Annotated in this window: 20 protein-coding genes and 2 pseudogenes; 16 read left to right on the top strand and 6 right to left on the bottom strand. The window is 74.5% G+C overall.

The window, feature by feature from the left end; all coding sequences use genetic code 11:
- Window positions 1–81 precede the first annotated feature (81 nt).
- Window positions 82–324: pseudogene (locus ACIO9K_RS23940) on the bottom strand (alpha/beta fold hydrolase); the annotation flags it as partial.
- Between the two features lie 239 nt (window positions 325–563).
- Here ACIO9K_RS23940 and ACIO9K_RS23935 point away from each other — a divergent pair.
- Window positions 564–713, top strand: a pseudogene (locus tag ACIO9K_RS23935) (SAM-dependent methyltransferase); the annotation flags it as partial.
- Between the two features lie 97 nt (window positions 714–810).
- Here ACIO9K_RS23935 and ACIO9K_RS23930 read toward each other — a convergent pair.
- Window positions 811–2,412 carry an ABC-F family ATP-binding cassette domain-containing protein gene (locus ACIO9K_RS23930; protein WP_363617083.1) on the bottom strand — a complete coding sequence of 534 codons (1,602 nt, stop codon included), beginning with the start codon at window positions 2,410–2,412 and terminating at the stop codon, window positions 811–813.
- 230 nt (window positions 2,413–2,642) lie between these two features.
- On the opposite strand from ACIO9K_RS23930, the gene ACIO9K_RS23925 reads away from it, so the two are divergent.
- Window positions 2,643–3,566, top strand: a complete 924-nt coding sequence (locus tag ACIO9K_RS23925) for a RimK family alpha-L-glutamate ligase (RefSeq protein WP_371522370.1) — start codon at window positions 2,643–2,645, stop codon at window positions 3,564–3,566.
- A gap of 97 nt (window positions 3,567–3,663) precedes the next feature.
- Here ACIO9K_RS23925 and ACIO9K_RS23920 read toward each other — a convergent pair whose 3' ends face one another.
- The gene (locus ACIO9K_RS23920; protein WP_400332844.1) at window positions 3,664–5,001 is read right to left on the bottom strand and encodes an FAD-dependent monooxygenase; all 1,338 of its coding nucleotides are present in this window, start codon (window positions 4,999–5,001) and stop codon (window positions 3,664–3,666) included.
- 458 nt (window positions 5,002–5,459) lie between these two features.
- Between ACIO9K_RS23920 and ACIO9K_RS23915 the strand changes: the two genes are divergently transcribed.
- The 3 genes from ACIO9K_RS23915 to ACIO9K_RS23905 all read left to right on the top strand — a co-directional run bounded on the left by ACIO9K_RS23915 (window position 5,460) and on the right by ACIO9K_RS23905 (window position 9,924).
- On the top strand, window positions 5,460–6,629 hold the full coding sequence (locus ACIO9K_RS23915) for a magnesium and cobalt transport protein CorA (protein ID WP_363617078.1): 1,170 nt from the start codon (window positions 5,460–5,462) through the stop codon (window positions 6,627–6,629).
- Between the two features lie 447 nt (window positions 6,630–7,076).
- Entirely contained in the window at window positions 7,077–7,898 is an 822-nt protein-coding gene (locus ACIO9K_RS23910; RefSeq protein WP_400332841.1) for an SDR family NAD(P)-dependent oxidoreductase, read from the top strand.
- Between the two features lie 418 nt (window positions 7,899–8,316).
- Window positions 8,317–9,924, top strand: a complete 1,608-nt coding sequence (locus tag ACIO9K_RS23905) for a hypothetical protein (RefSeq protein ID WP_400332838.1) — start codon at window positions 8,317–8,319, stop codon at window positions 9,922–9,924.
- A 126-nt stretch (window positions 9,925–10,050) separates the two neighbouring features.
- Here ACIO9K_RS23905 and ACIO9K_RS23900 read toward each other — a convergent pair whose 3' ends face one another.
- Window positions 10,051–10,407: a hypothetical protein gene (locus tag ACIO9K_RS23900; protein WP_363617074.1), complete on the bottom strand. Its 357-nt coding sequence runs from the start codon at window positions 10,405–10,407 to the stop codon at window positions 10,051–10,053.
- A gap of 95 nt (window positions 10,408–10,502) precedes the next feature.
- On the opposite strand from ACIO9K_RS23900, the gene ACIO9K_RS23895 reads away from it, so the two are divergent.
- The 4 genes from ACIO9K_RS23895 to ACIO9K_RS23880 all read left to right on the top strand — a co-directional run bounded on the left by ACIO9K_RS23895 (window position 10,503) and on the right by ACIO9K_RS23880 (window position 13,477).
- Window positions 10,503–11,099, top strand: coding sequence for a helix-turn-helix domain-containing protein (locus ACIO9K_RS23895; RefSeq protein ID WP_063350727.1), 597 nt, complete (start codon window positions 10,503–10,505; stop codon window positions 11,097–11,099).
- Between the two features lie 68 nt (window positions 11,100–11,167).
- The gene (gene lepB, locus ACIO9K_RS23890; protein ID WP_400332833.1) at window positions 11,168–12,172 is read left to right on the top strand and encodes a signal peptidase I; all 1,005 of its coding nucleotides are present in this window, start codon (window positions 11,168–11,170) and stop codon (window positions 12,170–12,172) included.
- Window positions 12,173–12,310: 138 nt separating this feature from the next.
- Window positions 12,311–12,559 (top strand): hypothetical protein, encoded by a 249-nt coding sequence (locus ACIO9K_RS23885; RefSeq protein ID WP_363617070.1) that lies wholly within the window; start codon window positions 12,311–12,313, stop codon window positions 12,557–12,559.
- A 258-nt stretch (window positions 12,560–12,817) separates the two neighbouring features.
- The gene (locus ACIO9K_RS23880) at window positions 12,818–13,477 is read left to right on the top strand and encodes a double zinc ribbon domain-containing protein (RefSeq protein ID WP_363617068.1); all 660 of its coding nucleotides are present in this window, start codon (window positions 12,818–12,820) and stop codon (window positions 13,475–13,477) included.
- A gap of 115 nt (window positions 13,478–13,592) precedes the next feature.
- Here ACIO9K_RS23880 and ACIO9K_RS23875 read toward each other — a convergent pair whose 3' ends face one another.
- A complete protein-coding gene (locus ACIO9K_RS23875; protein WP_400332830.1) occupies window positions 13,593–15,350 on the bottom strand; it encodes an LCP family protein in 1,758 nt (585 codons plus the stop codon).
- A gap of 219 nt (window positions 15,351–15,569) precedes the next feature.
- Here ACIO9K_RS23875 and ACIO9K_RS23870 point away from each other — a divergent pair, with 219 nt between their 5' ends.
- The 4 genes from ACIO9K_RS23870 to ACIO9K_RS23855 all read left to right on the top strand — a co-directional run bounded on the left by ACIO9K_RS23870 (window position 15,570) and on the right by ACIO9K_RS23855 (window position 19,785).
- Window positions 15,570–15,947 carry a hypothetical protein gene (locus tag ACIO9K_RS23870; protein WP_363617066.1) on the top strand — a complete coding sequence of 126 codons (378 nt, stop codon included), beginning with the start codon at window positions 15,570–15,572 and terminating at the stop codon, window positions 15,945–15,947.
- A gap of 100 nt (window positions 15,948–16,047) precedes the next feature.
- Complete coding sequence (locus ACIO9K_RS23865) at window positions 16,048–17,346, top strand: trans-sulfuration enzyme family protein (protein ID WP_400332827.1); 1,299 nt, start codon at window positions 16,048–16,050, stop codon at window positions 17,344–17,346.
- A 124-nt stretch (window positions 17,347–17,470) separates the two neighbouring features.
- Window positions 17,471–18,322, top strand: coding sequence for an SDR family NAD(P)-dependent oxidoreductase (locus ACIO9K_RS23860; protein ID WP_363617062.1), 852 nt, complete (start codon window positions 17,471–17,473; stop codon window positions 18,320–18,322).
- Between the two features lie 254 nt (window positions 18,323–18,576).
- Entirely contained in the window at window positions 18,577–19,785 is a 1,209-nt protein-coding gene (locus tag ACIO9K_RS23855) for an ROK family transcriptional regulator (protein ID WP_363582691.1), read from the top strand.
- 66 nt (window positions 19,786–19,851) lie between these two features.
- Here the strand turns inward: ACIO9K_RS23855 and ACIO9K_RS23850 are convergent, their stop codons facing one another.
- Window positions 19,852–21,027 (bottom strand): S1 family peptidase, encoded by a 1,176-nt coding sequence (locus tag ACIO9K_RS23850; protein ID WP_400332822.1) that lies wholly within the window; start codon window positions 21,025–21,027, stop codon window positions 19,852–19,854.
- 272 nt (window positions 21,028–21,299) lie between these two features.
- Here ACIO9K_RS23850 and ACIO9K_RS23845 point away from each other — a divergent pair, with 272 nt between their 5' ends.
- The 3 genes from ACIO9K_RS23845 (at window position 21,300) to ACIO9K_RS23835 (ending at window position 22,949) form a co-directional block, all read left to right on the top strand.
- On the top strand, window positions 21,300–21,833 hold the full coding sequence (locus tag ACIO9K_RS23845) for a hypothetical protein (protein ID WP_400332819.1): 534 nt from the start codon (window positions 21,300–21,302) through the stop codon (window positions 21,831–21,833).
- A gap of 127 nt (window positions 21,834–21,960) precedes the next feature.
- Window positions 21,961–22,098 carry a hypothetical protein gene (locus tag ACIO9K_RS23840; protein WP_363582697.1) on the top strand — a complete coding sequence of 46 codons (138 nt, stop codon included), beginning with the start codon at window positions 21,961–21,963 and terminating at the stop codon, window positions 22,096–22,098.
- The gene (locus ACIO9K_RS23835; RefSeq protein WP_400332816.1) at window positions 22,095–22,949 is read left to right on the top strand and encodes a hypothetical protein; all 855 of its coding nucleotides are present in this window, start codon (window positions 22,095–22,097) and stop codon (window positions 22,947–22,949) included. Before ACIO9K_RS23840 ends, ACIO9K_RS23835 begins: the two co-directional genes overlap by 4 nt.
- Window positions 22,950–22,986 lie beyond the last annotated feature (37 nt).

The raw sequence follows: 22,986 nt of genomic DNA, 5'->3' as shown, positions 1-22,986 counted from the left end.
CGACCCGACCGGGCCGGGTCCGGACGCACCGCACCACGACGCTCCGCACCAGCAGGCCGGCCGGCCCGGGGATGCCCCCGGGCCGGCCGCCTCGACGTACTCGGCGGACGGCAGTGCCCGGCGGAAGGGCCGTCCGGTGTTGTCGACGGGCAGGATGCGGTCGCCGGTGCCGTGCAGGATCGGGACCGGTACGTCGATGCGTGCGATGTCGGCGCGGAAGTCTGTGTACCAGGTGGAAGGTGCGGCGGAGACGACGTAGGAGCCCCCGGCGGCCGCAGTGTTCCAGCTGTTGCGGACGGCCTCCTCGCTTGGCCTTGTCCTGAGTGGCGAAGCCGGATTCCTCCGTCTGGCGTCCTGCCGCGTTGCGGTACCTGATCTTGTACTCGTGCGGGTACTTGCTCCAGCGGGACTCGGGGTGCTCGCACTCCTTGCAGAAGCTGCCCATGCCGCGGGTGAGGCCTGTGGTCGCGATGGTGGTTGGAACCTCCGGGAGTCTTGCTGACCTTTTGCTGACTCCGGATGGTCGATCATGCCCCTGAGCTGGGCGGAAACGTCAGTCCCGCCATATCCTGCGGAAGGTGATCTGGATGGTCCCGGGCTTCACCGTGGCGGCCTACCTGGACCGGCTGCGCGAACTGGACGCCCTGATCCGGGCGGAGGGGCCGTTCGTCGCCCACTCCGCGCGCTTCCTGATCGAGGCGCGCAGGCCGTAGGGCGGTTCAGGCCCGGCTGCGCCCCGCCGGGGAGACCGGCGGGGCGCAGCCGCGCTGGCAGGTGGCGCTGTCACGCGACGGCGTCAGGCGGCGCCGCTCACGCCAGGGCGACCAGCTCCAGGTAGGAGTCGTGCCACAGGTCCTCGTCGCCGTCGGGGAGGAGCAGGACGCGGTCGGGTCGCAGGGCCTCGATGGCACCCGGGTCGTGGGTGACCATCACGATCGCGCCCGGGTAGGTGCCGACCGCCGCCAGCACCTCCGCCCGGGAGGCCGGGTCGAGGTTGTTGGTGGGCTCGTCGAGCAGCAGGACGTTGGCGCCGGAGTGGACCAGGCCGGCCAGCGCCAGCCGGGTCTTCTCACCGCCCGAGAGGACCCCGGCCGACTTGTCGGCGTCGTCGCCGCGGAACAGGAACGCGCCGAGGACGTGCCGCAGTTCGCCGTCGCTCAGGTGGGGCGCGGCCTGGGCGAGGTTGTCGCGGACGCTGCGCGCCGGGTCGAGGGTGTCGTGCTCCTGCGCGAAGTAGCCGAGCCGCAGGCCCGGGCCGGTCACCACCCGCCCGGTGTCGGGGCTCTCGTGGCCGGCCAGGACGCGCAGCAGGGTGGTCTTGCCGGCCCCGTTCAGGCCGAGCACGACCATCCGGCTGCCCCGGTCGACGGCCAGGTCGAGGCCGGTGAGCACCGGGCGGCCGGCGTAGGCCTTGGCGAGGCTGATCGCGCCGAGCGGCATCCGGCCGCAGGGGGCGGGTTCGGGCAGCCGGATCCGGGCCGTCCGTTCGGCCTGCCGGGCGGGTTCGAGGTCGGCGAGCATCCGGTCGGCGCGGCGGGCCATGCTGCGGGCGCTGGTGGCGGTGGCGACGTTGGCCCGCATCCGGTCGGCCTGGGCGTGCAGGGCGGCGGCCTTGCGTTCGGCGTTGGCCCGTTCCCTGGTGCGACGGCGCTCGTCGGCGGCGCGCTGGTCGAGGTAGGCCCGCCAGCCGGTGTTGTGGACGTCGATCGCGGCGCGCTGCGGGTCGAGGTGGAAGACCCGGTTGACGGTGTCGGCGAGCAGGCCGAGGTCGTGGCTGATCAGGACCAGCCCGCCCTGGTGGGACGCGAGGAAGCCGCGCAGCCAGGCGACGGAGTCGGCGTCGAGGTGGTTGGTGGGTTCGTCGAGCAGCAGGGTGCCGTGGTCGGCGAAGAGGATCCTGGCCAGCTCGACCCGGCGGCGCTGGCCGCCGGAGAGGGTGCCGACCGGGGTGTCCATGACCCGGGCGGGCAGCCCGAGGCCGGCTGCGACCCGGGCGGCCTCGGCCTCGGCCGCGTAGCCGCCCCGGGACTGGAACTCGGCCTCGGCGCGAACGTAGACGTCCATCGCCCGGCGCTGGTCGTGCGGTCCGTCGGCCTGCGCCATCGCCTCCTCGGCGGCGCGCAGCGCGCGGACGGCGGTGGCCAGGCCGCGGGCGGACAGGATGCGGTCGGTGACGGTGGCGGACGGGTCGGCGGCGCGGGAGTCCTGCGGGAGGTAGCCGACGGGGCCGGTGCGGGTGACCGTCCCGGCGGCGGGCGGCAGCTGTCCGGCGAGGGTGGCGAGCAGGGTGGTCTTGCCGGCGCCGTTGCGGCCGACCAGGCCGATCCGGTCGCCGGGGGCGATGTGGACGGTGATGTCGGACAGCAGGAGGCGGGCGCCGACGCGCAGGTCGACACCACGGGTGGTGATCATGGGATAACGCTCCGAAACAGCGAACGGACACACGGGTGGTGTGGAGGCGGGTCCGTCGGCTAGGAAATTCGGGGCGTAGACATGCGGCCAGGGTAGCGGGGCGGGTGGAGCGTCCGCATCCGAATTACCGGGGGAGCGCAGCGCGTCCGCGCGGGTTTCGGCCAGTGGGGCGGGTGTTGGCTCGTGGGGCCCCCTTGCCGGGGCGCGGACCCCGCGCTTCCATGACCCGCATGGGTCGACGTGAGCTCGTTCTCCTGACTGATCACAGTTCGACCGAAGGAAGCCGGGACGTCCTCGTCGCCGCCGCCCGGGCCCTCACCGGCCGGGCGCCCGTGCTGCTCGACGCCCGGCACTTCATGACCGGCGGGGGCGGCCGGATCCGCCCCGACGACGAGGGCGGGCTGCGCCTGGAGGCGGACGGCCGCAGCGTGGCGGCCGACGCCGTCGTGGTCTACGAGATCCCGCCGCACCGGCGGCGCGACTTCGCGCCCTTCCAGCGGCTGCTGGGCGCGCACGGTGCCCGCTCACTCGGAACCGATGTGCAGGCCTGGCGGGCGGCCACCGAGAAGGACCTCACGGTGGCCCGCTTCACCCGCGACGGCGTCGCGCACATGCCGACCGTCTCGCTGTCCCGGCCGAGCCCGCGGGCCGCCGCCGAGGCCTTCGACCGGCTCGGCGGCGACGTCTGGGCCCGGCCCTGCGTCGGGATGGGCGGCGACGACGTCTTCCACGTCACCACCCACGCCCAACTCGCCTCCGCCGCACGGCACTACGAGCACGACGGGGCGGACTGGCTGATCGCCCGGGACGCCCGCAACTTCACCCCGGACGGCCGCCGCCACCAGTACCGGGTGGTGGTGCTCGACGGCCGGGTGGTCCGGGTCGTCGAACACGTGCAGGCGGATCCGGACGCCCCCTGCAACGAGAGCCGCGGCGCCGTCTCCGCCCCGCTCGCCGCCGCCGAACTGCCCCGGGGGCTCGCGGACCTGGCGATCCGCGCGGTCGCCTGCCTGGGCCTGCCGCTGGCCGGTGTCGACCTCGCCGCCGAGAGCGGCGGCGTGGTCTTCGAGGTCAACGTCCACCCGGCGTTCGGCCGCGGCGCCCTGGAGCAGGTCGCCGTGCCGTACGTGGCCGCGCACCTGGAGCCCGTCTGACGGTTCCGGCGGGGCGCACGGCGGGCCGGGCGCGCCCCTGGTCGGCAGCCTGTGCGGAGCAGGCCGGCTCTCCTCACCCGAGGGCGCCCCCGGCCGGTCAGCTCCGCAGGATGGCGGCGAGGAGCGACGGGCAGAACAGCAGCGTCGGCGGGGCGACCAGCGACATCACCTCGTGGAACGCGGCGGTGACCGCCGGGTCGTGGGCGGCGCCGGCCAGCACCTTGTCGAGGAAGCGGTGCTGGAAGGCGAGGAGGGCGCCGGAGGGGCCGCCGGTGGTGGCGGCGAAGCGGACGTCCTCGGTGCAGGACATCACCCACGGGTTCTTGGAGACGGCCGCGATCGCACGCCGGGCGTCCCGGGCCGTGGCGTGGCCGATGCCGCCGTGGCGCAGGGCGGTGCGGCGCAGCTCGCGGGCGCAGAACAGGGCGACGGTGACGCCCTGCCCGTACACCGGGTTGAAGGTGCTGGCGGCGTCGCCGACCACCACCAGGCCGTCCGGGGCGCTGCGTTCGTAGTGTCGCCGGATGCCGGGGCCGGGGACGAAGCCGCGCACCTCGCCGGCCGGCTCGGCCTGCTGGAGCGCCTCGCGGATGCTCGGGTCGCGCAGCCGGGCCAGTTGCTTGGTGAACCCGGCTTCGCCGGGCTCGGGTTCGGCGCCGCGCATGCCGGCGACGCTGACGATCCAGCGGTCGCCCTCGACCGGCAGCAGTACGCCCAGGTGGGGCGCGTCGGGGGCCTTGGTCTGCAGGTATATCGCCTTGTAGCCGATGTCGACGCCGGCCGGGCGGTGGAACAGCCGGGAGGAGTACGCGACGCCCGCGTCCACCCGCTCCTCGGGCACCGGCGGGTGGCCCAGCTCCGCCAGCCAGTCCGGCACCGAGGTCGTGCGGCCGGCCGCGTCCACCACCAACTCGGCCGGGATCTCCCGGACTTCGCCGCGCTCTGGCCCGCGGTCGCGGACCTTGACGCCGGTCACCGTGCGGGCCGACCCGAGCAGGCCGACCACGTCGGCGCCTTCCAGGAACTCGATCGTGGGATCGGCGCGGACCCGGTCCAGCACCGCCTTGTCCAGCACCGGCCGGGTGCAGGAGAGGAAGGCGAGCTGCGCCGGGTACTGCGCCATCCACCCCGCCGAGCTGAGCCACTTCAGATCGCCCGAGACGGCGACCCTCATCGCGCCCGCCTCCGTGAGCTCCTTCTTGATGCCGGGCATCATCTCCTCCAGCGCCCGGTGTCCGGCCTCCAGCACCAGGTGCGCGTGTCGGCCCTGCGGCACCCCGGCCCGGAACGTGGGCTCCGCCGGGTAGCGGTCCCGCTCCACCACCACGATCCGCTCGGCGAACCCGCGCAGGGCCCAGGCCGCCACCGTGCCGGCCAGTCCGCCGCCGATCACCACCGCCGTGCCCCGCCCGGGGGCCGTTTCCGAAGAAGTCATGACACGTAGCGTAGTCGGGCGGTGGCGGCCCCGTAGTCGCATCGGCGGGACGAACGGGCAGGGTGCGGGCGGCCGTTGGAGCCCGAACGCGCCGGGCGCACGACCGGCCTGGAGCGTTGCCGCGCGGGCCCCCGGGGGCGGGCGGTGGGAGGCACCCGGGAGCGGGTACTACACTCGGCGGGAGTTGTGCAGGCACCCCTTTCGGTGCGCGGGCGCGCGGAGCCGAGGAGGTGAGAGCCGTGGAGTGCAGTAGTCCGGGTCGAAGTCGGCCCCGCCCCCGGTTGTCCCGCACCATTCGCGGCACCCGGCGTTCCTCCTCCCGTACGGCTCCCGCGCGGCGCTGACCTCGTCCTCGACGAGGTGCCGCCGGTCGCGCCGTGCGCGTGGTGGCCGGCCGGGCGCCTCCGGCCCGCCGTCCCCGGACGGCGGCCCGGGCACCCACCGTGGAGGTATCCGCCATGTCCGACTGGCGTGTGCGCGCCGTGCGCGCGAGCAAGCGTCCGTTCTCCCGCCCCGCCGGGGGCTCCGGCCCCGTCGACACGCAGCCGGCGCCGGAGCACTCGATGGATCCGCGGCCCGACCAGCCCGTCGAGCCGGTCACCCTGGAACGCTCGGTGGTGGACGCGGCGGTCTACCGGGACGGGCGGCGGATCGACGCACCGGCGAACCTCGCCGACATCTACCGCGAACTGCCCGACCGGCCCGGCGCGATGGCCTGGATCGGCCTGTACCGCCCGGCCGAGGCGCAGCTGCTGGAGGCGGCGGACCGGTTCAACCTGCACGAACTGGCCGTCGAGGACGCCATCGTCGCCCACCAGCGGCCGAAGCTGGAGCGCTACGGCGACACGCTGTTCGTGGTGCTGCGCGCCGCGCGCTACCTGGACGAGGCGGAGGAGGTCGACTTCGGCGAGATCCACCTCTTCGTGGGCCCCGACTTCGTGCTCACCGTCCGCCACTCCCAGGCGCCGGACCTGTCCGCGGTGCGCCGCCGCCTGGAGACGGACCCGGACCTGCTCGCGCTCGGCCCGGAGGCGGTGCTGTACGCGGTGCTGGACGCGGTGGTGGACGGTTACGCGCCGGTGATCGCCGGGCTCCAGCACGACATCGACGAGATCGAGACGGAGGTGTTCGGCGGCGACCCGCAGGTCTCCCGGCGCATCTACGAGCTGTCCCGCGAGGTGATCGAGCTCCAGCGGGCGACCCGGCCGCTGCTGGAGATCATGAGGAGCCTGGAGGCGGGCTTCGGCAAGTACGGCACCGACGACGAGCTGCAGCGCTACCTGCGCGACGTCGCCGACCACGCCACCTACGCCGCCGAGCGGGTGGACGGCTTCCGGCAGATGCTGCAGAACATCCTGACCGTGAACGCGACGCTGGTCTCGCAGCGGCAGAACGAGGAGATGAAGCAGCTCGCCGAGGCGGGGCACGTGCAGAACGACGAGATCAAGAAGATCTCCTCCTGGGCGGCGATCCTCTTCGCGCCGACGCTGATCGGCACCGTCTACGGGATGAACTTCGAGATCATGCCGGAGCTCAAGTGGGCGTTCGGCTACCCGTTCGCGATCGGGCTGATGGCGCTGGTCTGCACCGGGCTGTACGTGGTCTTCAAGCGCCGCAACTGGCTCTGACAGCGGGGCGGGGCGGGGCGCGGTCGGCTCGGGCGCGGTTCTCGCGACCGGCTCCGCCGTGCGCCGAAATCCGGTGCGGGTTGACCGGCGGCGGCAACCGGCGCCGGCCGCACGGGTGTTCGCCCGGCGTCAGGGATTCGTCAGGGCGGCGGCGTGGCGCTTGCCCCGGTCCGCGCCCGCCGGTTGGATGAGGAGCATGAACCGCCCGGCACGCCACCACGACCGCCCGCCGCATCCGCGGCCGCCGGTCCGCGTCGCCGCGGCCGCCATCGCCGTGCGCTGATCCGCGCCTCCCCGCCGGAGGGCACGGCACGTGCCGCGCCCCACCCCGTCGCCCGATCGGCGCGGGGTGTGGGCGGGCGCGCGAGTTCCGCATCTCATCAGGTCTTTTGAGCCCGCACCCCGGCCCGGACAGGGCCGGCGGTGCCCCGCACCCTGGGAACGGTCATGTCCGAATCCGCCCTGTCCGCTCGTACCGTCCTCGTCACCGGCGCCTCCTCCGGCATCGGCTGGGAGACCGCCCGGCTGCTCGCCGGGCTGGGCGCCACCGTGCTGGTGCACGCCCGGACCACCCCGGAGGCCGAGGCGGCCGTCGCCCGGCTGGTCGACGCCGGCGCCCGCCGGGACCAACTCGTCGAGCTGGCAGCCGACTTCACCCGCCTCTCGGAGGTCGCGGTGCTGGCCGGCACGGTCGTCAAGCACTACCCGGCGCTGGACCTGCTGGTCAACAACGCCGCCGCGATGGCGCCCGAGCGCTGCACGCTGACCGACGACGGCAACGAGGTCTCGCTGCAGGTCAACTTCCTGGCCGCGCACCTGCTGGCCAGGCTGCTGAGGGCGCCGCTCTCGGCATCCGGCGACGCCCGGATCGTCAACGTCTCGTCCTCGCTGCACCGGACGGCGTCGATGAACTGGTCGGACCCGCACCGGGTGAAGAGGTACTCACGGGTGGCCGCGTACGCGCAGTCGCAGCTCGCGCTCACCATGGCGACCGCCGACATGGCCCCGGCCGGCTCCGGCATCACCGCCGTCAGCCTCAACCCGGGCCTGTGCGACACGGCGCTGCTGCCGCTGTACGGGCGGGCCGGCGCGCCGGCGGCGGAGGGTGCGGCGGCCGTCGTCCGGCTCTGCCTGCCGGACGTCGCGGTCGCCAACGGCGCCTACTACGACGGCGGTTCGGTGGCGCCGGTGGCGCAGGCCGCCCAGGAGGAGCGCTCGTTGAAGCGCCTGGTCAAGCTGGCGGACCAGTTGGTCGGCCAGGCCGCTTGAAGTCCTTCCCCGGAATCGGAGAGCACGCGATGTCCAAGCGCGCCCGCAAGAAGAGGGCCCGGCGGAAGAACACGGCGAACCGCGGCCGCCGGGCCGGGCAGGGCTGACCCGCCCACCACCGCGGGCCACCGCCCATCGCCACCACCCATCACCACTCACCACTCACCACCACCCATCACCACTCACCACCGTCGAGAACCGCCGCGAACCGCCGCGAACCGGCGGACACCGCCGGGCGCCGGGGACGGTCGCTAAGGATGCGTCAAGAACGGCGCCCGGCGGTGTCAAGGAGCCGTCAGGAGACGGCTTCCCGCAGGTGGCGCGGCACTAGCGTCGCCCGGCGGAGAGAAACGGTTCTGCTCCGGTTTCAGCAGGAAACCCCGGCGGACCGTCCAGCGGGGGAGAGGAACGTGCGGCCATGACCACCTCGGCAGCGGGCACGACGGACACCACGGGGGAGGCGGCCCCGGGGACGGAAACCGATCCGGCGGGGGAACCGGCCCCAGCCGGACCAACGGCCACGACAACGGCCACGACAACGGCCCGGACAGCGACTCGGACAACGGCCGCCCCGACCCCCCGCCCGAGCGCCCTGGCCCGGCTCCGGCACGGCGCGCGGACGGTCGGCGGCCGCGCCTACTGGACCACCCCGCGCCTGGTCCGAGGCCTCACCGCGCTCAGCCTGGCCGCCCTGATCGGCCTCGGCGCGGCCGCCACCACCGTCCTCGGCGGGGCCCGCGACGGCACCGACACCATCGGCCACCGGGCCGCCCCGCAGGCCACCCGCGCCGCCGACCTCTACTTCGCGCTCAGCGACATGGACGCCCAGGCCGCCAACCTGCTGTTGGTCGGCGCCGACCCCGACTACACGACGCTGCGCAAGCAGACCCTCGACACCTACGAGCAGCGCCGTGCGCAGGCCGACGGCGACCTCCAGCAGGCAGCCCAGGCCGCCGCCGCCGACCCGGCCGGCCAGAGCGCCGTCCAGCAGGTGCTCGGCCGGCTCGGCAGCTACGAGGCCCTGGTGGCCCGCGCCCAGCTGCTGGAGGAGCAGGCCAAGGCCCCGGCCGGCCAGCCCTCGCCCGCCGCCCTGGACGCCTACCGCCAGGCCACCGACCTGCTGCGCCAGCAGCTGCTGCCCGCCGCCGACCAGGTCACCGCCGCCAACGAGGCCACCGTCGAGCAGGTCTACACCGAGCGCCGCGACGCCCTCGGCAGCGGCTGGTGGTGGCTGCTCGCGGTCGGCCTGCTCGCACTCGCCGCGCTGCTCGGGCTCCAGCGCGTCCTGGCGGTGCGCTACCACCGCGTCGTCAACCCGGCGCTGGCCGCAGTCACGCTGCTCACCGGCGTCGTGCTGGCGATGGGCCTGCACCTGGTCAGCCGCGCCGACGACCACCTGGTGACCGCCAAGAGCAACGCCTACGACTCGGTGATCGCGCTCAGCCGCGCCCGTGCCGTCGCCTTCGACCTGAACGCCGACGAGAGCCGCTACCTCACCGACCCGTCCCGCGCGGCCGCCTACGAGCAGAGCTTCCTCGACAAGACCCAGGCGATCGCCCGCCTGGACGGCGCCACCCTCGCCGACTACAACGCCCAACTGGCGGCCGCCGCCGCCCGGCACCGCGCCGACCACGCGGCCGTCCCCTTCGGCGGCTACCTCGGCACCGAGCTGCACAACATCACCTTCCCCGGCGAGCAGGACGCCGCCGAGCGGGTGCTGGCCGCCTTCCAGCAGTACCAGCAGGACGACCGGAAGATCCGCGCGCTGCGCGACGAGGGCCGGCTCAAGGAGGCGGTGACGCTCAACACCGGCCTCTCCCAGGGGCAGTCCAACTACGACTTCGACCGGCTGAGCACGGCCATCGGGGACACCATCGCGGTCAACGCCGGGGCGATGGACTCGGCGGTCGCCGCGACCGACGGCGACCTCGACGCCAGCACGGCGGCGCTGGCCGCGGGGGCGCTGGCGGCGGCGCTCGCCCTCACCGCGCTGGGCGTCCGGCCGCGCTTGCGCGAGTACCGGTAGCCGCCGGCACCGACCCGCGGCGGGGCCCGGTGACGACGCACACCGCTACCTGGCCCCGCCGCGGGTCGGCCGGTCATGCCCCGGGCGGGCGTCGGCGGAGCCCCGGCGGGCTCCGGTGCCCCGGTCTCAGCCGGCGGCGAGCCGGTCGTACTCGGCGTCCGGGTCCAGTTGGCGCCGGTACTCGGCGTGCAGCCGGACGTCGCCGTCCGGCCCGGCCAGGCGGGCGAGCGGGCCCCGGACGCCCGGGAGCGGCCGGGCGCGCGGCCACTGCTGGGCGAGTACGGCGAGCGGGGTGCCGTCGCCGGAGCGCAGGATCCAGCTGGCGCGGCCGCCGCCGATCAGGGGCAGGTACGGCCGGGGGAGTCCGAGGGCGGCGAGCGCCTCCGGCAGGTCGAGGCCGTCGGGTAGGGCGAGCGCCGCGGCGTGCGGGGCGTCGGCGTCGTCGCCGGCCGCGACGCTGTCCCGGGTGAGGTGGATGCGCATGGCCGGACAGCATAGGGCGCGCGGACGGGCCCGCGCGCCCGTGCACCGGTGTGCCGGTTTGACAAACACCCTTGCCGTCCCGGCGAATGGCAGGCATGGCCGACGAAGACTTCGAGAACGTCCTCACCACGGTGGGCCCCCGGCTGCGCGCCCTGCGACGCGAGCGCGGCACCACCCTCGCCAAACTGGCCGCTGCCACCGGGATCTCGCTCAGCACGCTGTCCCGGTTGGAGTCCGGGCAGCGCAAGCCGACCCTGGAACTGCTGCTGCCGCTGGCCCGGGAGTACCGGGTGCCGCTGGACGAACTGGTCGGCGCCCCGGCCACCGGCGACCCCCGGGTCCATCCCCGCCCGGTGACCAGGAACGGCCAGACCATCATCCCGCTCACCCGCCACCTCGGCGGTCTGCACGCCTTCAAGCAGATCATGCCGCCCGGCCGGGGCACCGAGCCCGAGTTGGAGCTGAAGGTGCACGAGGGCCACGAGTGGCTGTACGTCCTGTCCGGCCGGCTGCGGTTGGTGCTCGGTTCGCACGACCTGGTGCTGACGGCCGGTGAGGCCGCCGAGTTCGACACCCGGACCCCGCACGCCTTCGGCAACGCCGGGCCGCAGCCGGTGGAGTTCCTCAGTCTGTTCGGTCCTCAGGGTGAGCGGATCCATGTCAGGGCGCGCCCGGGAACCTCCGTTCGGTAGGTTCGTTCCCTGACAGCGGGGGTTTTCCGTTCCGGTCTCCCGCCAGGCCGTCGGGAGGGGCCGAAAAGATGAGTGTCCAGCAGAGCACGGAGTCCGGCGAGAGCGGTGGAACCGGGGAGCGCGGTGCGGTGGGTGCGCCCGAAGTCCCGGGCGCGGAGGGGGCCCTCGGGGCCTCCGGCGGCGGATCCGGCCGGGCTGGCGGTGGTTCCGGCGGCGGCGACGGCAGCGGCGGCAGCGGTCCGACCGGTGGGGCCGACGGGACCGGCGGTGCGGAGCCGGACGCCAAGAGCGGGCGGAAGAAGCGCCCGTTCTGGCAGGAGCTCCCGATTCTGCTGGTGATCGCCCTGCTGCTCTCGCTCGGCATCAAGACCTTCTTCGTCCAGGCCTTCTCGATCCCCTCCGGTTCGATGGAGCAGACCCTGGCGATCGGCGACCGGGTGCTGGTCGACAAGTTGACGCCGTGGTTCGGCGCCGAGCCCGAGCGTGGCGAGGTGGTGGTCTTCCGTGATCCGGGCGGCTGGCTGGAGAGCGTGCCGACACATGCGGACGGCTCGGTCATGAGCTCGGTCCAGAAGGTGCTGAGCACCGTCGGCCTGATGCCCTCGGCGGACGAGAAGGACCTGATCAAGCGGGTGATCGCGGTCGGCGGGGACACCGTCGAGTGCAAGGCGGGCAGCCCGCTGAAGGTGAACGGCGTCGCGCTGGACGAGCCGTACCTGTTCCCCGGCTCGGCGCCCTGCGACCAGGACCCGGTGGGCACCGTCACCGTCCCCAAGGGCAAGCTCTGGGTGATGGGCGACCACCGCAACAACTCGCGGGACTCCCGCCCGCACCACAACGAGACCGGTGACGGCTTCGTGCCGGTGGGGAACGTGATCGGCCGGGCGTTCGTCGTCGCGTGGCCGCTCACGGACTGGTCCACCCTGCCCGTCCCGGACACCTTCGGCAAGGTGCCGGCGGGCGCGGCCGCGCCGGTGCAGGCGCCGTCGGCGCCGGACGCGCTCGGGCTGGCCGCCGTCGTGCCGTTCGCCCTGTGGCGCCGCCGCCGTGGCGCGCGCCGGAGCCGCCGCTGAGTCGGGTGAGGGCTTCGGCGGAACTCCTCCCGCCCTTCTCTACACGCCTGTAGAGTTTCCGGGGTGAGCTGCACGCCTGGTCGCGTGGCCGCCCGACCGGGGAGGCCGCGCACCGGGGCCGGGTCGGGAGGCGGAACCGTGGTGGAGAGTCGGCGCAGTCCTGTGGCCGTCGGGGAGCCGGCGGACCCGGACGTCCAGTGGGTGTACCAGCCGGTCGAGGTGGACCTCGGCGACGGCACCTGGGCGTCCGGGCGGATCAGCGGCTGGTGGCAGGACTCCGCCGGGCAGCGGTGGTGCCGGTTGCGGGTGAGCCGCAGCGGGCGGCCGGCCGGCTGGGAGCGGTTCGATCCGGCGCGGGTCCTGCTGCTGCCGGTCGCCGGGCTCTGAGGAGGCGTCGGCCGGTTCCGACGGGACCGGTTCCGATCGGCCCGGTACCGGCCTGATCGGAACCGGCATGATCGGAACCGGACCGGTGGGTCCGGACGTCCCTCGGTGCGGCGATCACGAGGCGTTGTCCATAAGAGATTCACAAAATATGACGGCATGTGCGATTCTGTGCAGCGCCCCCGTGACCCGCCCCATCCGTGTCGGCACCTTGGGGGGCCCGGGGACCGCCGACATGCCACTTCATCGACCGGGGACGACGTGAGTTCCGAGATCTACTTCAGCAGCAACTACCGCGACCTGTGCGAGCAGCACGGCACCGGCGCGGGCTTCCAGTTCGAATTCTCCTGCTACCGCTGCTCCGACACCTGGCGCTCGTCGTTCGAGGCGTTCACCACCGGTCAGGTGGCGGGCTGGATCGGCAAGGGCGTCAGCGCCGCCTGGAACCTCATCGGCGGCAACGCCAACACCATCAGCAACGCCGCCGACGGCCTGGCCGGCCACACCTGGGGCAACGCGCGCGACGCCGCCTTCCAGCGCGCGATCACCAACGCCCAGGTGCACTTCAACCGCTGCGCCCGCTGCACCCACTACGTCTGCGGCCGCTGCTTCGACCCGGGCCAGGGCCTGTGCCACGACTGCGCCCCGGACACGGCGGCCGAGGCGATGGCGGCGCAGCGGCGCGGCCTCAACGACATGGTGTCCGACCGCTCCTACCAGCAGGGGCAGCAGTCCGGCGCCGAGTTCGACGTGCGGACGCCGCGCCAGCTCGTCTGCCCGCAGTGCTCGGCGGAGACGCACGGCACGCCGTTCTGCCCGGGCTGCGGCCACCGGCTCGCCCAGCCGACCCAGTGCGGCCAGTGCCACCAGGACATCCCGGAGGGCGCCGCGTTCTGCCCGTCCTGCGGCACCAGGCGCTGACCCCGCAGGCCCCGCAGGCCTCGCAGGCCCAGCGCCCCCGCGCACCTCGCGACGGCGGGGCGCCTCCGGATCGGGATCCGCAGGCGCCCCGCCGTCGTCGTGCGTCCCGTCCGGGTCAGCCGTACGACACGTTGGCGCACGGGTCGTCGTCGGCCGACCGGGCGGCGTTGGCGACGCTGCTGGGCACCGGGGCCGGAGCGGCCGGGGCGCCGGCCGACGCGGAGGCGGCCGGGTCGGCGGCACCGGCCGGATTGGCGGCGGCGAAGTCGTGGCCGAGCACCACGCTGACACCCTTGCCGCCAGCCTGGACGGTGGCACCCGGGAACAGCTTCGCGACTGCGTCGGCCGCGGCGCGCTCGCCCGCGCCGTACTCGACGACCGTGGTGGAGCGCGGCTTGCCGGTCGCGTTGCCGACGCTGGTCACGGTGTAGCCGGCGCCCTTGACGGCCTCCGCGGCCTTGCCGCCGAGCCCGGTCGCGCCGGTGCCGTTGAGCACGGCGACCTTCACGTCGGCGGGCTTGGCCTCGCCGCCCTTGGCGTCCGGCGCGGGGGTGGTGGCGGTGGGGCTGGGGGTGGCCTCGGCGGCGGGGGCACCCGGCGCGGCGGAGTCCGCGGCGGTGGCGCTGGCGTCCTGGCCGTCCAGGGTGCGGTCGGCCTTGAGCGCGGCCCAGAGCTGGTCCGCGTCGGGGTGGACGAGGGCGACCCGCGGGCCCTCGTAACGCCACGGCGCCGTCACGAACTTGACGTCGTGCAGGTTGACGTCCTTGAGCGACATGGCGAAGGAGAGCAGCTTGGCCGCCGATCCGAGGTCGGGGTCGACGGTGAGCGACTTGGTCGCGGCGTCGGCGAGCGGCAGCAGGGTGGTCGGGTCCATGCCGCGGGACTTGACCTCCTTGATGAGCGAGGAGAGGAAGGCCTGCTGACGCTTGGTGCGGCCGATGTCGGAGCCGTCGCCGATGCCGTGCCGCACTCGGACGAAGTCGAGCGCGGACTGGCCCTCCACCTTCTGCTTGCCCTTGGGGAAGACCAGCTTGCCCTTCTTGCCCAGGTTCGGGTTCAGATCGCCCTCGTGGATGTCGTTCGGCAGGCAGACCTCGACGCCGCCGACCGCCTTCGTCATCGAGGCGAAGCCGTTGAAGTCCACCACGATGGTGTGGTCGACCCGCAGGTTGGTGAGCTTCTCGACGGCGTTCTGGGTGCAGGCCGGGTTGCCCTGGTCGCTGTCGCCCACCGAGAAGGCGCTGTTGAACATCACATTGGTCTGCTCCTTGGTCCACTTGCCGTTCGGGAGCTTGCACGGCGGGATGGTGACCAGGGAGTCGCGGGGGATGGAGATGCCGACGGCGTGCTTGTGGTCGGCGTAGACGTGCAGCAGGATCGCGGTGTCCGAGCGGGCGCCGCCGTCCCCGCCGCCGCCCAGGTCGCTGTTGCCGTTGCCGCGGCTGTCCGAGCCGATCAGCAGGACGTTGACCGGGGTGCGGCCCTGGGCGTCCGGGGCCGCAGCGGCCGGCCGGTCCTTGCTGAGGGCATCGCCGTCGAAGGTGGTGAGGTTGCTGTTCAGGCGGTAGTAGACGGCGCAGCCGCCGAGGACGAGGAGGGCGGTGCAGCCGGCCGTCACCCAGAGCACCTTCTCCTTGGTGCTGCGCTTGGCCTTCGGCTTCGCCCGGCTCGTGCGGCCCGCCTGGCCGGCCCCGCCCGCCTGGCCGGCCCTGCGTGCCTGACCGGTCCGGCCGGCCTGGCCGCCGTCCGCGGTGCGGCCCTCCGCGGTGCGGTCCTCGGGTGTGCGGCCGTCGGGTATGCGGCCCTCCGGCGAGCTGCCGGCTGCCCGGCGCGGCGATTTTCCGGCTCCGGGGGAACCCCTGCGACCAGACACGTCGTCATCCTCCACAGTTGCCACGAAACCCCCGTCGAACCGGCGGGCGTGCGTGACCGGGGCCGGAGCCGATCCGGGCAGGCCCGTCGCTAAACTTTTACACCGCTGTAGAAACTCAGTGGAGCATACTAGGCGCAGATGAGAAAACCACCTGGTCAGACCAGCGGATCCGGTCGGCCAGGCTCCTCCGCGCTGCTCAGAACCCGTACGAGGAGCACGATGACTCACCGGATCGCACGTTCGATAGCCGGCGCCCTGGTGGCACTGCTGGCCGCCGTCGGCCTCACCGCCGCGGCGTCGAGCGCGACGGCGACGGCCGCACCCCGGCCCGTCGCGGCCGCCGCCACCACCGTTTCCGTCACCGGCTCCGGCCCGGCCGCCCCGGCGGCGGGCCCGGCCGTCTCCGTCAGCACCCGGAGCGGTCACACCGCGCCGGCCGCCCACCTCGCGGCCAAGGACGAGAAGAAGAAGTCGGGCTTCTTCGCCAAGCTCGGCAAGTTCCTGATCGTCGTGGTCATCCTGATCATCCTGTTCTTCGTGCTGCTGATCGTCGGCATCGTCTACGCCGCGAAGCGGATCTTCGGCCGCCGCAAGTGAGCCGCGGTGGCCCGCCCCGGCGCCGCAGCGGCACCGGGGCGGGCCACCCGGGCGCGATTGGCCCTGGGCGCGGCGTGCGACCGGCCCGACGATGGGCGGCATGAGCGACTACCTCGGCCACCGGGCCCCCGATGGACAGCAGGCTTCTGGCGGACAGCAGACCCCCGACGGACACCGGGCTCCGGACGGACACCGGACTCCCGACGGACACCGGGCCCCCGGCGCGCTGCGCCCCGAGAGCCGGATCGTCCACCCGCCCCTCGCGGACACCACCGGCAGCCGCCCGATGGGCGTGCCACTGCACCAGAGCCACCTCTTCGCCTTCGACACCAGCGACGCGCTCACCCAGGCCTTCGGCGGCCCGGGCGGGGCCTTCTTCTACAACCGCTACGGCAACCCGACCGTCCGCTCGCTGGAGACGGCGGTGGCCGACCTCGAAGGCGGCGCCGGTGCGATCGCCACCGCCTCCGGCATGGGCGCGATCAACACCGTCCTGCTCGCCCTGCTGCGCTCCGGCGACCACGTGATCGCCCAGCGAAGCCTGTACGGCGGTACCTTCGCCGTGCTCGCCGACCTCGCCGAGCGCTGGGGGGTGGAGGTCACCCACGTCGGAGGTGACGACCCGGCCGAGGTCGAGGCGGCCCTGCGGCCCACCACCCGGCTGCTGCACCTGGAGACCATCTCCAACCCCACCACCAGGGTCACCGACCTGCCCGGGCTGATCGGCGTCGCCAAGCGGGCCGGGGTGGTCAGCGTCGTGGACAACACCTTCGCGACGCCGCTGCTCTGCCGGCCGATCGAGTACGGCGCGGACGTCGTCATCCACTCGGCCACCAAGTACCTCGGCGGCCACTCGGACGTCCTGGCCGGCGTCGCCGTTCTCGCGGACGCCGAACTGCACCGCAAGGTCTGGCACTACGCCATCGAACTCGGCGCCGCCGTCGACCCGTTCGCCGCCTGGCTGACCCTGCGCGGCCTCCAGACCCTCGCCCTGCGGGTCCGCCGGCACTGTGAGAGCGCCCTCGACCTGGCCGGTCGCCTCGCCGCCCACCCCGCGGTCGGGGCCGTCCACTACCCGGGCCTGCCCGGGCACCCCGACCACGACCTCGCCCGCCGGCTCCTGCCCGACGGCCACGGCGGCGTCCTGGCCTTCGACCTCGTCGGCGGCCGCGAGGCGGCCCGCACCTTCACCGAGTCCGTCCGCCTGGCCGCCCTCGCCCCCTCCCTCGGCGGCGTGCACACCCTCGTGCTCCACCCGGCCAGCACCTCCCACCGTCAGCTCGACGACGCCGAGTTGGCCGCCGCCGGGATCGGCCCGGGGACGGTGCGGGTGTCGGTGGGCATCGAGCACCCCGAGGACCTGTGGGCGGACGTGGAGGGCGCGCTGGCGAAGGTGTGACGGCCGCCCGACCGGCGCCGCCGGGCTGTCGACCGGTTGCGTGCGCGTGCACCTAAATGTATGGTGCGTGCACACGCACACACTTTTCCCCGGAGAAGCCGGGGAGATCCGAGGAGAGACTTCCATGGACACCGACGCCGCCCCGATCGTCCTCATCACCGGCACCTCCTCCGGGATCGGCCTCGCCGCCGCCGTGGCCGCCGCCCGCGCCGGGTACGGCGTCGTCGCCACCATGCGCGACACCGGACGGGCCGAGGCCCTGCGGCGCGCCGCCGCCGAGGCGGGCGTCGACGGGCGGATCGAGGTCGAGCAGCTGGACGTCACCGATCCGGCCTCCGTCACCGCCTGCCTGGAGACCGTCCTCGCCCGGCACGGTCGGCTCGACGCGGTGGTCAACAACGCGGGCGCCGGCCACGTCGGCACGATCGAGCAGGACGGGACGGCGCCGGTGCGGGCCGCCATGGAGGTGAACTTCTTCGGTGTGGTCGAGGTCACCCGGGCCGCACTGCCGCACCTGCGGGCCTCCGGCGGCCGGGTCGTCACCGTGACCAGCGTCGGCGGCGTGGTCGGACAGCCCTTCAACGAGGCGTACTGCGCCGCCAAGTTCGCCGTCGAGGGCTTCATGGAGTCGCTGGCGCCGGTCGCCGCCACCGTCGGCGTGCACGTCACCGTCGTCGAACCGGGCGCCGTCGCCAGCGAGTTCGTCGGCAACCAGGCCATCGACCTGCCCGCGCTGACCGCCGCGGCCGGCCCGTACGCCCCCGCCCTGCGGGCCTACGTCGACCGCACGCTGAAGGCCTTCGTCCAGGCCCAGACCCCGGAGCAGGCGGCCGCCCCGATCGTCGCGGCCCTCACCGCCGAGCGGCCGCCGCTGCGGGTGCAGACCTCCGAGGCGGCCCGGGCCTTCGCCGGCACCAAGCTGGCAGACCTGGACGGCTCGGCGGTGCGGCGGATGACGGGCGGCTGGGTGGTCTGACGAGTCCGGCCCGGGCCTGACACGCCCGGCGGGCCCGACAGGTCCGACAGGTCCGACGGGCCTGGTGGTCCTGACGGGCCCGAGGATCGCGCTCGGGGCGGCTCGGGGCGGCGCGGGGCCGGCAGCCGGGGTGGGAACGGAATGATCACCGGTCATACTTGGGCGGCGGCACCCGACACCGGGCGCCGCGGGCCGTGCCGGCACCACCCGGCGCAGCCCGCCCGCCAGCCTTCCCGCCCAGACCGGAGGAACCGATGAGCAGCCACCTGCCGACCCACCGCCCGGCGGCCGGGGCCCCGGCAGTGCCGTGGAACCGGCAGCGGCTGCGCAGCAACAACGAATGGCTGCTGCTCGAACTGCTGCGCACCGGCGGCGGCTCCTCGCGCGCCCAACTCGCCCGGGACACCGGCCTGTCCAAGCCCACCGTGTCCGCCGCCCTGGCCGCCCTGGAGCAGGCCGGGCTGGTCCGCGAGGCCGGCCGGCTGGCCCCCGAGCGCGGCCGCACCGCGGTGCTGTACGAGGTCGACCCGGCCGCCGGGCACGTGCTCGGCGTGGACATCGGGCGGGCCAGGCTGCGGGTCGCCGTCGCGGACCTCGCCGGGACGGTCGTCGCCCGCCGCGACGTGGCCAACCGGGGCCGCTCGGCGAACGCCGTCGCCGACGCCGTGGTCGCCGCCGCCCACGAGGCCATCGACGAGGCGGGCCTGGCCGCCGACGACATCGTGCACGCGGTGATCGGCACCCCGGGCGTGTGGGACGAGCAGCGGCGCGGCGTGCGCTACGCCACCAGCCTGCCCGGCTGGGGCCGGCCCGGTCTGTTCGACCGGATCGGGGAGGGCCTGGGCGTGGCCGTCACCGTCGCCAACGACGCCAACCTGGCCGCGCTAGGCGAGTACACCCTCGGCGCCGGCCGGGGCAGCCGGATGTTCGCCTACCTGCTGGTCGGCACCGGCCTGGGCGTCGGCGTGGTCAAGGACGGCGAACTGCTGCTCGGCGCACACGGCGCGCTGGGCGAGATCGGCCTGGTGCCGCTGCCCGCCCGCCCCGGTGAGCCTCCGGCGACCATCGAGCAGGAGGCCGCCGCGGACGCCGTGGTGCGCACCGCCCAGGACCTCGGGCTGGGCGGCGCGCCCACGGCCAAGCAGGTCTTCGAACGGGCCCGGGCCGGCGACCCGGCGGCGGTCCGGGCCGTCGGCCATGAGGCCGGCCAACTCGCCTACGCCGTCGCCGTGTTGTCCGCCGTACTGGACCCGGACCTGGTGGTCCTCGGCGGCGGCATAGGCAACAGCGCGGACCTGCTCCTGGAACCGCTGGAGCAGGCCCTGCACCGGATCGCCCCGATGCGTCCGACGCTCGCGCCGAGCCTGCTGGGGGAGGAGGCCGTCCTCCTCGGTGCGGTCGCCACCGCCCTGGAGACCGCGCGCCCCGAGGTGTTCGAGCGCCGGACGGCGGGGCTGCCTTAGGTCCTGTCCTCACGGCGGCCCGTGGCTCGGCGAGTGGTTCGGCCGGCGGCTCGGCCGGTCAGCCGCTCAGCCGGTGGCCAGGGTGAGGCCGTAGGCGCTCAGGATCGGGTTGACGGGCTGGAAGTAGGTCTCGCCGCCCGAGGTGCAGTCGCCGGAGCCGCCGGAGGTGACGCCCTGCGCCTGGTTGCCGGAGATGAACGACCCGCCCGAGTCGCCGGGTTCGGCGCACACGCTGGTGCGGGTGACGCCGTAGACGCTGCCCTCCTGGTAGGTGACGGTGGCGTTGACCTCCTCGACGGTGCCGCAGTGCCAGCCCGTCGTGGAACCGGAGCGGCAGACCGAGGACCCGACGGGCTGCTCGGTCGAGCCGGCGACCGTCACCGCGCCGCCCGCGTAGTCGTTCACCTGCGGCTGCGCCGTCCAGCCCGGGCCGGCCTGCACCCAGGAGTAGTCGTTGCCGGGGAAGGTCGAGCCCTGGAAGGTGCCGATCGAACTGCCGTCGGAGGCCGTCGCGTTGGAACCGGGCTGCCCGCAGTGGCCGGCGCTGACGAAGCCGGGCCGGCCGTTCTGGGTGACGGGGAATCCGATCGAACAGCGGGCGGCGCTGTCGATGTAGTACGCGTCGCCGCCGTGCAGGTCGGCCAGCGGCCGGGGCGTGGCGGTGGCCCGCTCGACCCGGACCAGCGTGCGGTCCACCCCGGAGCGGCGCAGGAAGTCCTCGGTCCGGGCGGCGTCGGAGGACCGGACCACGACGGCGTTGGTGCGGACGTCCACGGACCAGAACGGCGTGGCGGTGGGTGTGGCGGCCCGGGCCGCCCGGTCGAGCGCGGCCTTCGCCCGGTCGAGGGCGGCCAGGGCGTTGCGGACGACGGTGGCCCGGCCGCCGTGCGCGGTGATCGTCCGGGCGACGGAGGCGTCCGTGGTGGCGACCACCAGGGCGGCGTCCGGCCCCTCGACCCAGGCCCCGGCCCAGCGGGAGCCCAGGGCGGCGGCGAGCGCGGTCCGAACCCGGGCGGCCCGGCTCTCCCCGGCCAGCCGGTCGGCGGCGGCTTGCGGGGAGAGTCCGAGGTCGCGCTGGAGCGCGGGGAGCAGCGCGGACGGGGCCGGGGCGGTCCGGGCCGTGGGGGAAGCGAGGGCGGCGACTACGGACGGGTCGTCAGCGGGCGCGCTGACGGCGGGGGCGGCGGTCAGGGCGACGCCCGCGAGCGCGGTGGCGACCGCGAGCACACGGATGCGGAGCATGGGGGATCTCCTCGTTCGGCGTGGGCGTTGCCGGAACGGTAGCGATCCTTTGGCCATGTCAGGAACATGCCGAATTCCCCTGCGCTCCGGCGCTATACCCCTGTTGGGACGGTCGGCGGTTCGGCGCAGCGTGACGGCGGACCGGAGGGCGGCGACGCTCGGTAGCCGGCAGATCTCGATCTGCCAACGAGTGGGAGATCCGTGCACGGATCGTGTGCGAGCTCTGCTTGAATCGCACACCTCATCCAAACGGAACGGAGCGTTCTCCACCCATGCCTTCACGCATACGCGGGCGTCGGTGCGCCGGCCTGGCCGGCTTCGCCGGACTCGTCCTCACCGTCGGTCTGGCGCTGACCGGTTGCGACCCGTCGGCCGCCGACGGCGGAGCCAAGGCCTCGCCCCCGGTGACCGCCCCGGCGGCCGCCACCACCCAGTCGACCCCGCCGGCCGCACCGCCTGCGGCACCGCCCGCCGCGTCCCCGGCCGGCACGCCGCCGCCGGCGTCGGACCCCGCGCCGAGCACGCCGACCGCCCCCGCAGCGGCGGCCCCCAGCACCCACGCGCCGTCGCCCACCCCGAAGGCGCCGCAGCCGAAGACCACCACGGCCCAGCCGCCGACCGCCCCGGAGCCGCAGCACACCGCGGCGGCCGGCGGTGCGGAGTGCGAGCTCCGCTCGAACGCGGGGAACTGCTACGCGGCCGGGCAGTTCTGCCGCAACGCCGATCTCGGCAAGAGCACCCATGACGCCAACGGGGGAATGATCTACTGCCGGATGGTCAGCGGCAAGCCGCACTGGCAGGCCTGAGCGAGGCCGACCGGGCGCGGGGGATGAACGCCTCGGCCCCCCCGCGCCCGGTCGGCCCGTCGGCCCGTCGGCGTGACCCGGGAGACCCCGGACCCTAGTCGAGCTGTCCGAGGGTGTCCCAGAACAGGTGCTCGTACGCCTGGAGCAGTCGGCCGTACTCGCGGGCCACGGCCAGGGTCGGCCCGTCCAGCGGATCCGGCCCGAGGGCGTCGGCGGCCTGCTGTTCGAGCGCGGGAGCGGGCTGGGCGAAGAAGTACCCCAGTGACCACCCCCACCCGCGCCCCCTGGATACCCGGAGGCGGCAGCGCCCTGGGGTGGGGTCTGCGTAACCCCTGCCCGGTCGGCGTCGGGCCCGCCGGAACCGACCGGGTGCAGTGGTGGGTGGTCTGGTGCCTTCAGTGCGGTGACCGGTACGCCGGGCGCCCCGCCCAGGTCGGCGACGACCACGGCCACCGTGACGACGCCCGCCACGCCGCCCGCCTCCATGCCGACGACCACGAAGCCGACTTCCGCTGGAGCGTCACCGGGGCCGGCCACGACCGCCGCCTGGACGTCACCCTCAACACCACCGACTTCGCGGCCGACATGTACGAGATCCGGGAGAACAGGCACTACATCTCCCGCCACCGCTACGAGCACCAGGCCGAGGCCGCCGTCCGGCAACTGCTCGCCGACGGCGTCGAAATCGGCGAGCGGACACCAGAGCCCACCCCCGCCCCACCCACCCAGTCGGCCGTCGACAGCCCCGCCGGCCGATGGCACCAGGCCCCACCCCCACCCACCCGAACGGAAGGCACCACCCCTGGGCATTCACCCCGACAACGTCCTGGCCGAGGGCCGATGGAATCCGCGGTGCTTCGAACTCGACTACGAGGGCCGCCGAGGCCACTACCGGGTCGTACGGGCCTCGGCGAACAGATCGGCACCGTGGAAAAGCACGGAGGCGTCTGGATGCCCAAGGACGCATCCGGGGCGTGGGTGGCAGCCGCCGCCGGCCGACGGGGCCACCTCACCCGCCGGGTCGCGGCCATCGAGCTGTCCATCACCGTCCCGCTCCCGCCGCCGGAGGAAGAGGAGAAGTACCGAGTGGACCCAGGGCCCGCCCCCTCCTCGTGAGCACGTGACGAGGCCTCGAAATGCGAACACCCCCGCC

The sequence above is a fragment of the Kitasatospora sp. NPDC087271 genome, assembly GCF_044744605.1.
Lineage (GTDB): Bacteria > Actinomycetota > Actinomycetes > Streptomycetales > Streptomycetaceae > Kitasatospora.
This window is presented reverse-complemented; position numbering and strand designations above follow the sequence as displayed.

Coding starts and splice junctions, on each gene's coding strand:
- ACIO9K_RS23920 (WP_400332844.1), bottom strand. CDS start 5,001: ATGACTTCTTCGGAAACGGCCCCCGGGCGGGGCACGGCGGTGGTGATC.
- ACIO9K_RS23870 (WP_363617066.1), top strand. CDS start 15,570: ATGACTCACCGGATCGCACGTTCGATAGCCGGCGCCCTGGTGGCACTG.
- ACIO9K_RS23905 (WP_400332838.1), top strand. CDS start 8,317: ATGACCACCTCGGCAGCGGGCACGACGGACACCACGGGGGAGGCGGCC.
- ACIO9K_RS23860 (WP_363617062.1), top strand. CDS start 17,471: ATGGACACCGACGCCGCCCCGATCGTCCTCATCACCGGCACCTCCTCC.
- ACIO9K_RS23855 (WP_363582691.1), top strand. CDS start 18,577: ATGAGCAGCCACCTGCCGACCCACCGCCCGGCGGCCGGGGCCCCGGCA.
- ACIO9K_RS23910 (WP_400332841.1), top strand. CDS start 7,077: ATGTCCGAATCCGCCCTGTCCGCTCGTACCGTCCTCGTCACCGGCGCC.
- lepB (WP_400332833.1), top strand. CDS start 11,168: ATGAGTGTCCAGCAGAGCACGGAGTCCGGCGAGAGCGGTGGAACCGGG.
- ACIO9K_RS23850 (WP_400332822.1), bottom strand. CDS start 21,027: ATGCTCCGCATCCGTGTGCTCGCGGTCGCCACCGCGCTCGCGGGCGTC.
- ACIO9K_RS23865 (WP_400332827.1), top strand. CDS start 16,048: ATGAGCGACTACCTCGGCCACCGGGCCCCCGATGGACAGCAGGCTTCT.
- ACIO9K_RS23925 (WP_371522370.1), top strand. CDS start 2,643: ATGGGTCGACGTGAGCTCGTTCTCCTGACTGATCACAGTTCGACCGAA.
- ACIO9K_RS23845 (WP_400332819.1), top strand. CDS start 21,300: ATGCCTTCACGCATACGCGGGCGTCGGTGCGCCGGCCTGGCCGGCTTC.
- ACIO9K_RS23930 (WP_363617083.1), bottom strand. CDS start 2,412: ATGATCACCACCCGTGGTGTCGACCTGCGCGTCGGCGCCCGCCTCCTG.
- ACIO9K_RS23900 (WP_363617074.1), bottom strand. CDS start 10,407: ATGCGCATCCACCTCACCCGGGACAGCGTCGCGGCCGGCGACGACGCC.
- ACIO9K_RS23895 (WP_063350727.1), top strand. CDS start 10,503: ATGGCCGACGAAGACTTCGAGAACGTCCTCACCACGGTGGGCCCCCGG.
- ACIO9K_RS23915 (WP_363617078.1), top strand. CDS start 5,460: ATGTCCGACTGGCGTGTGCGCGCCGTGCGCGCGAGCAAGCGTCCGTTC.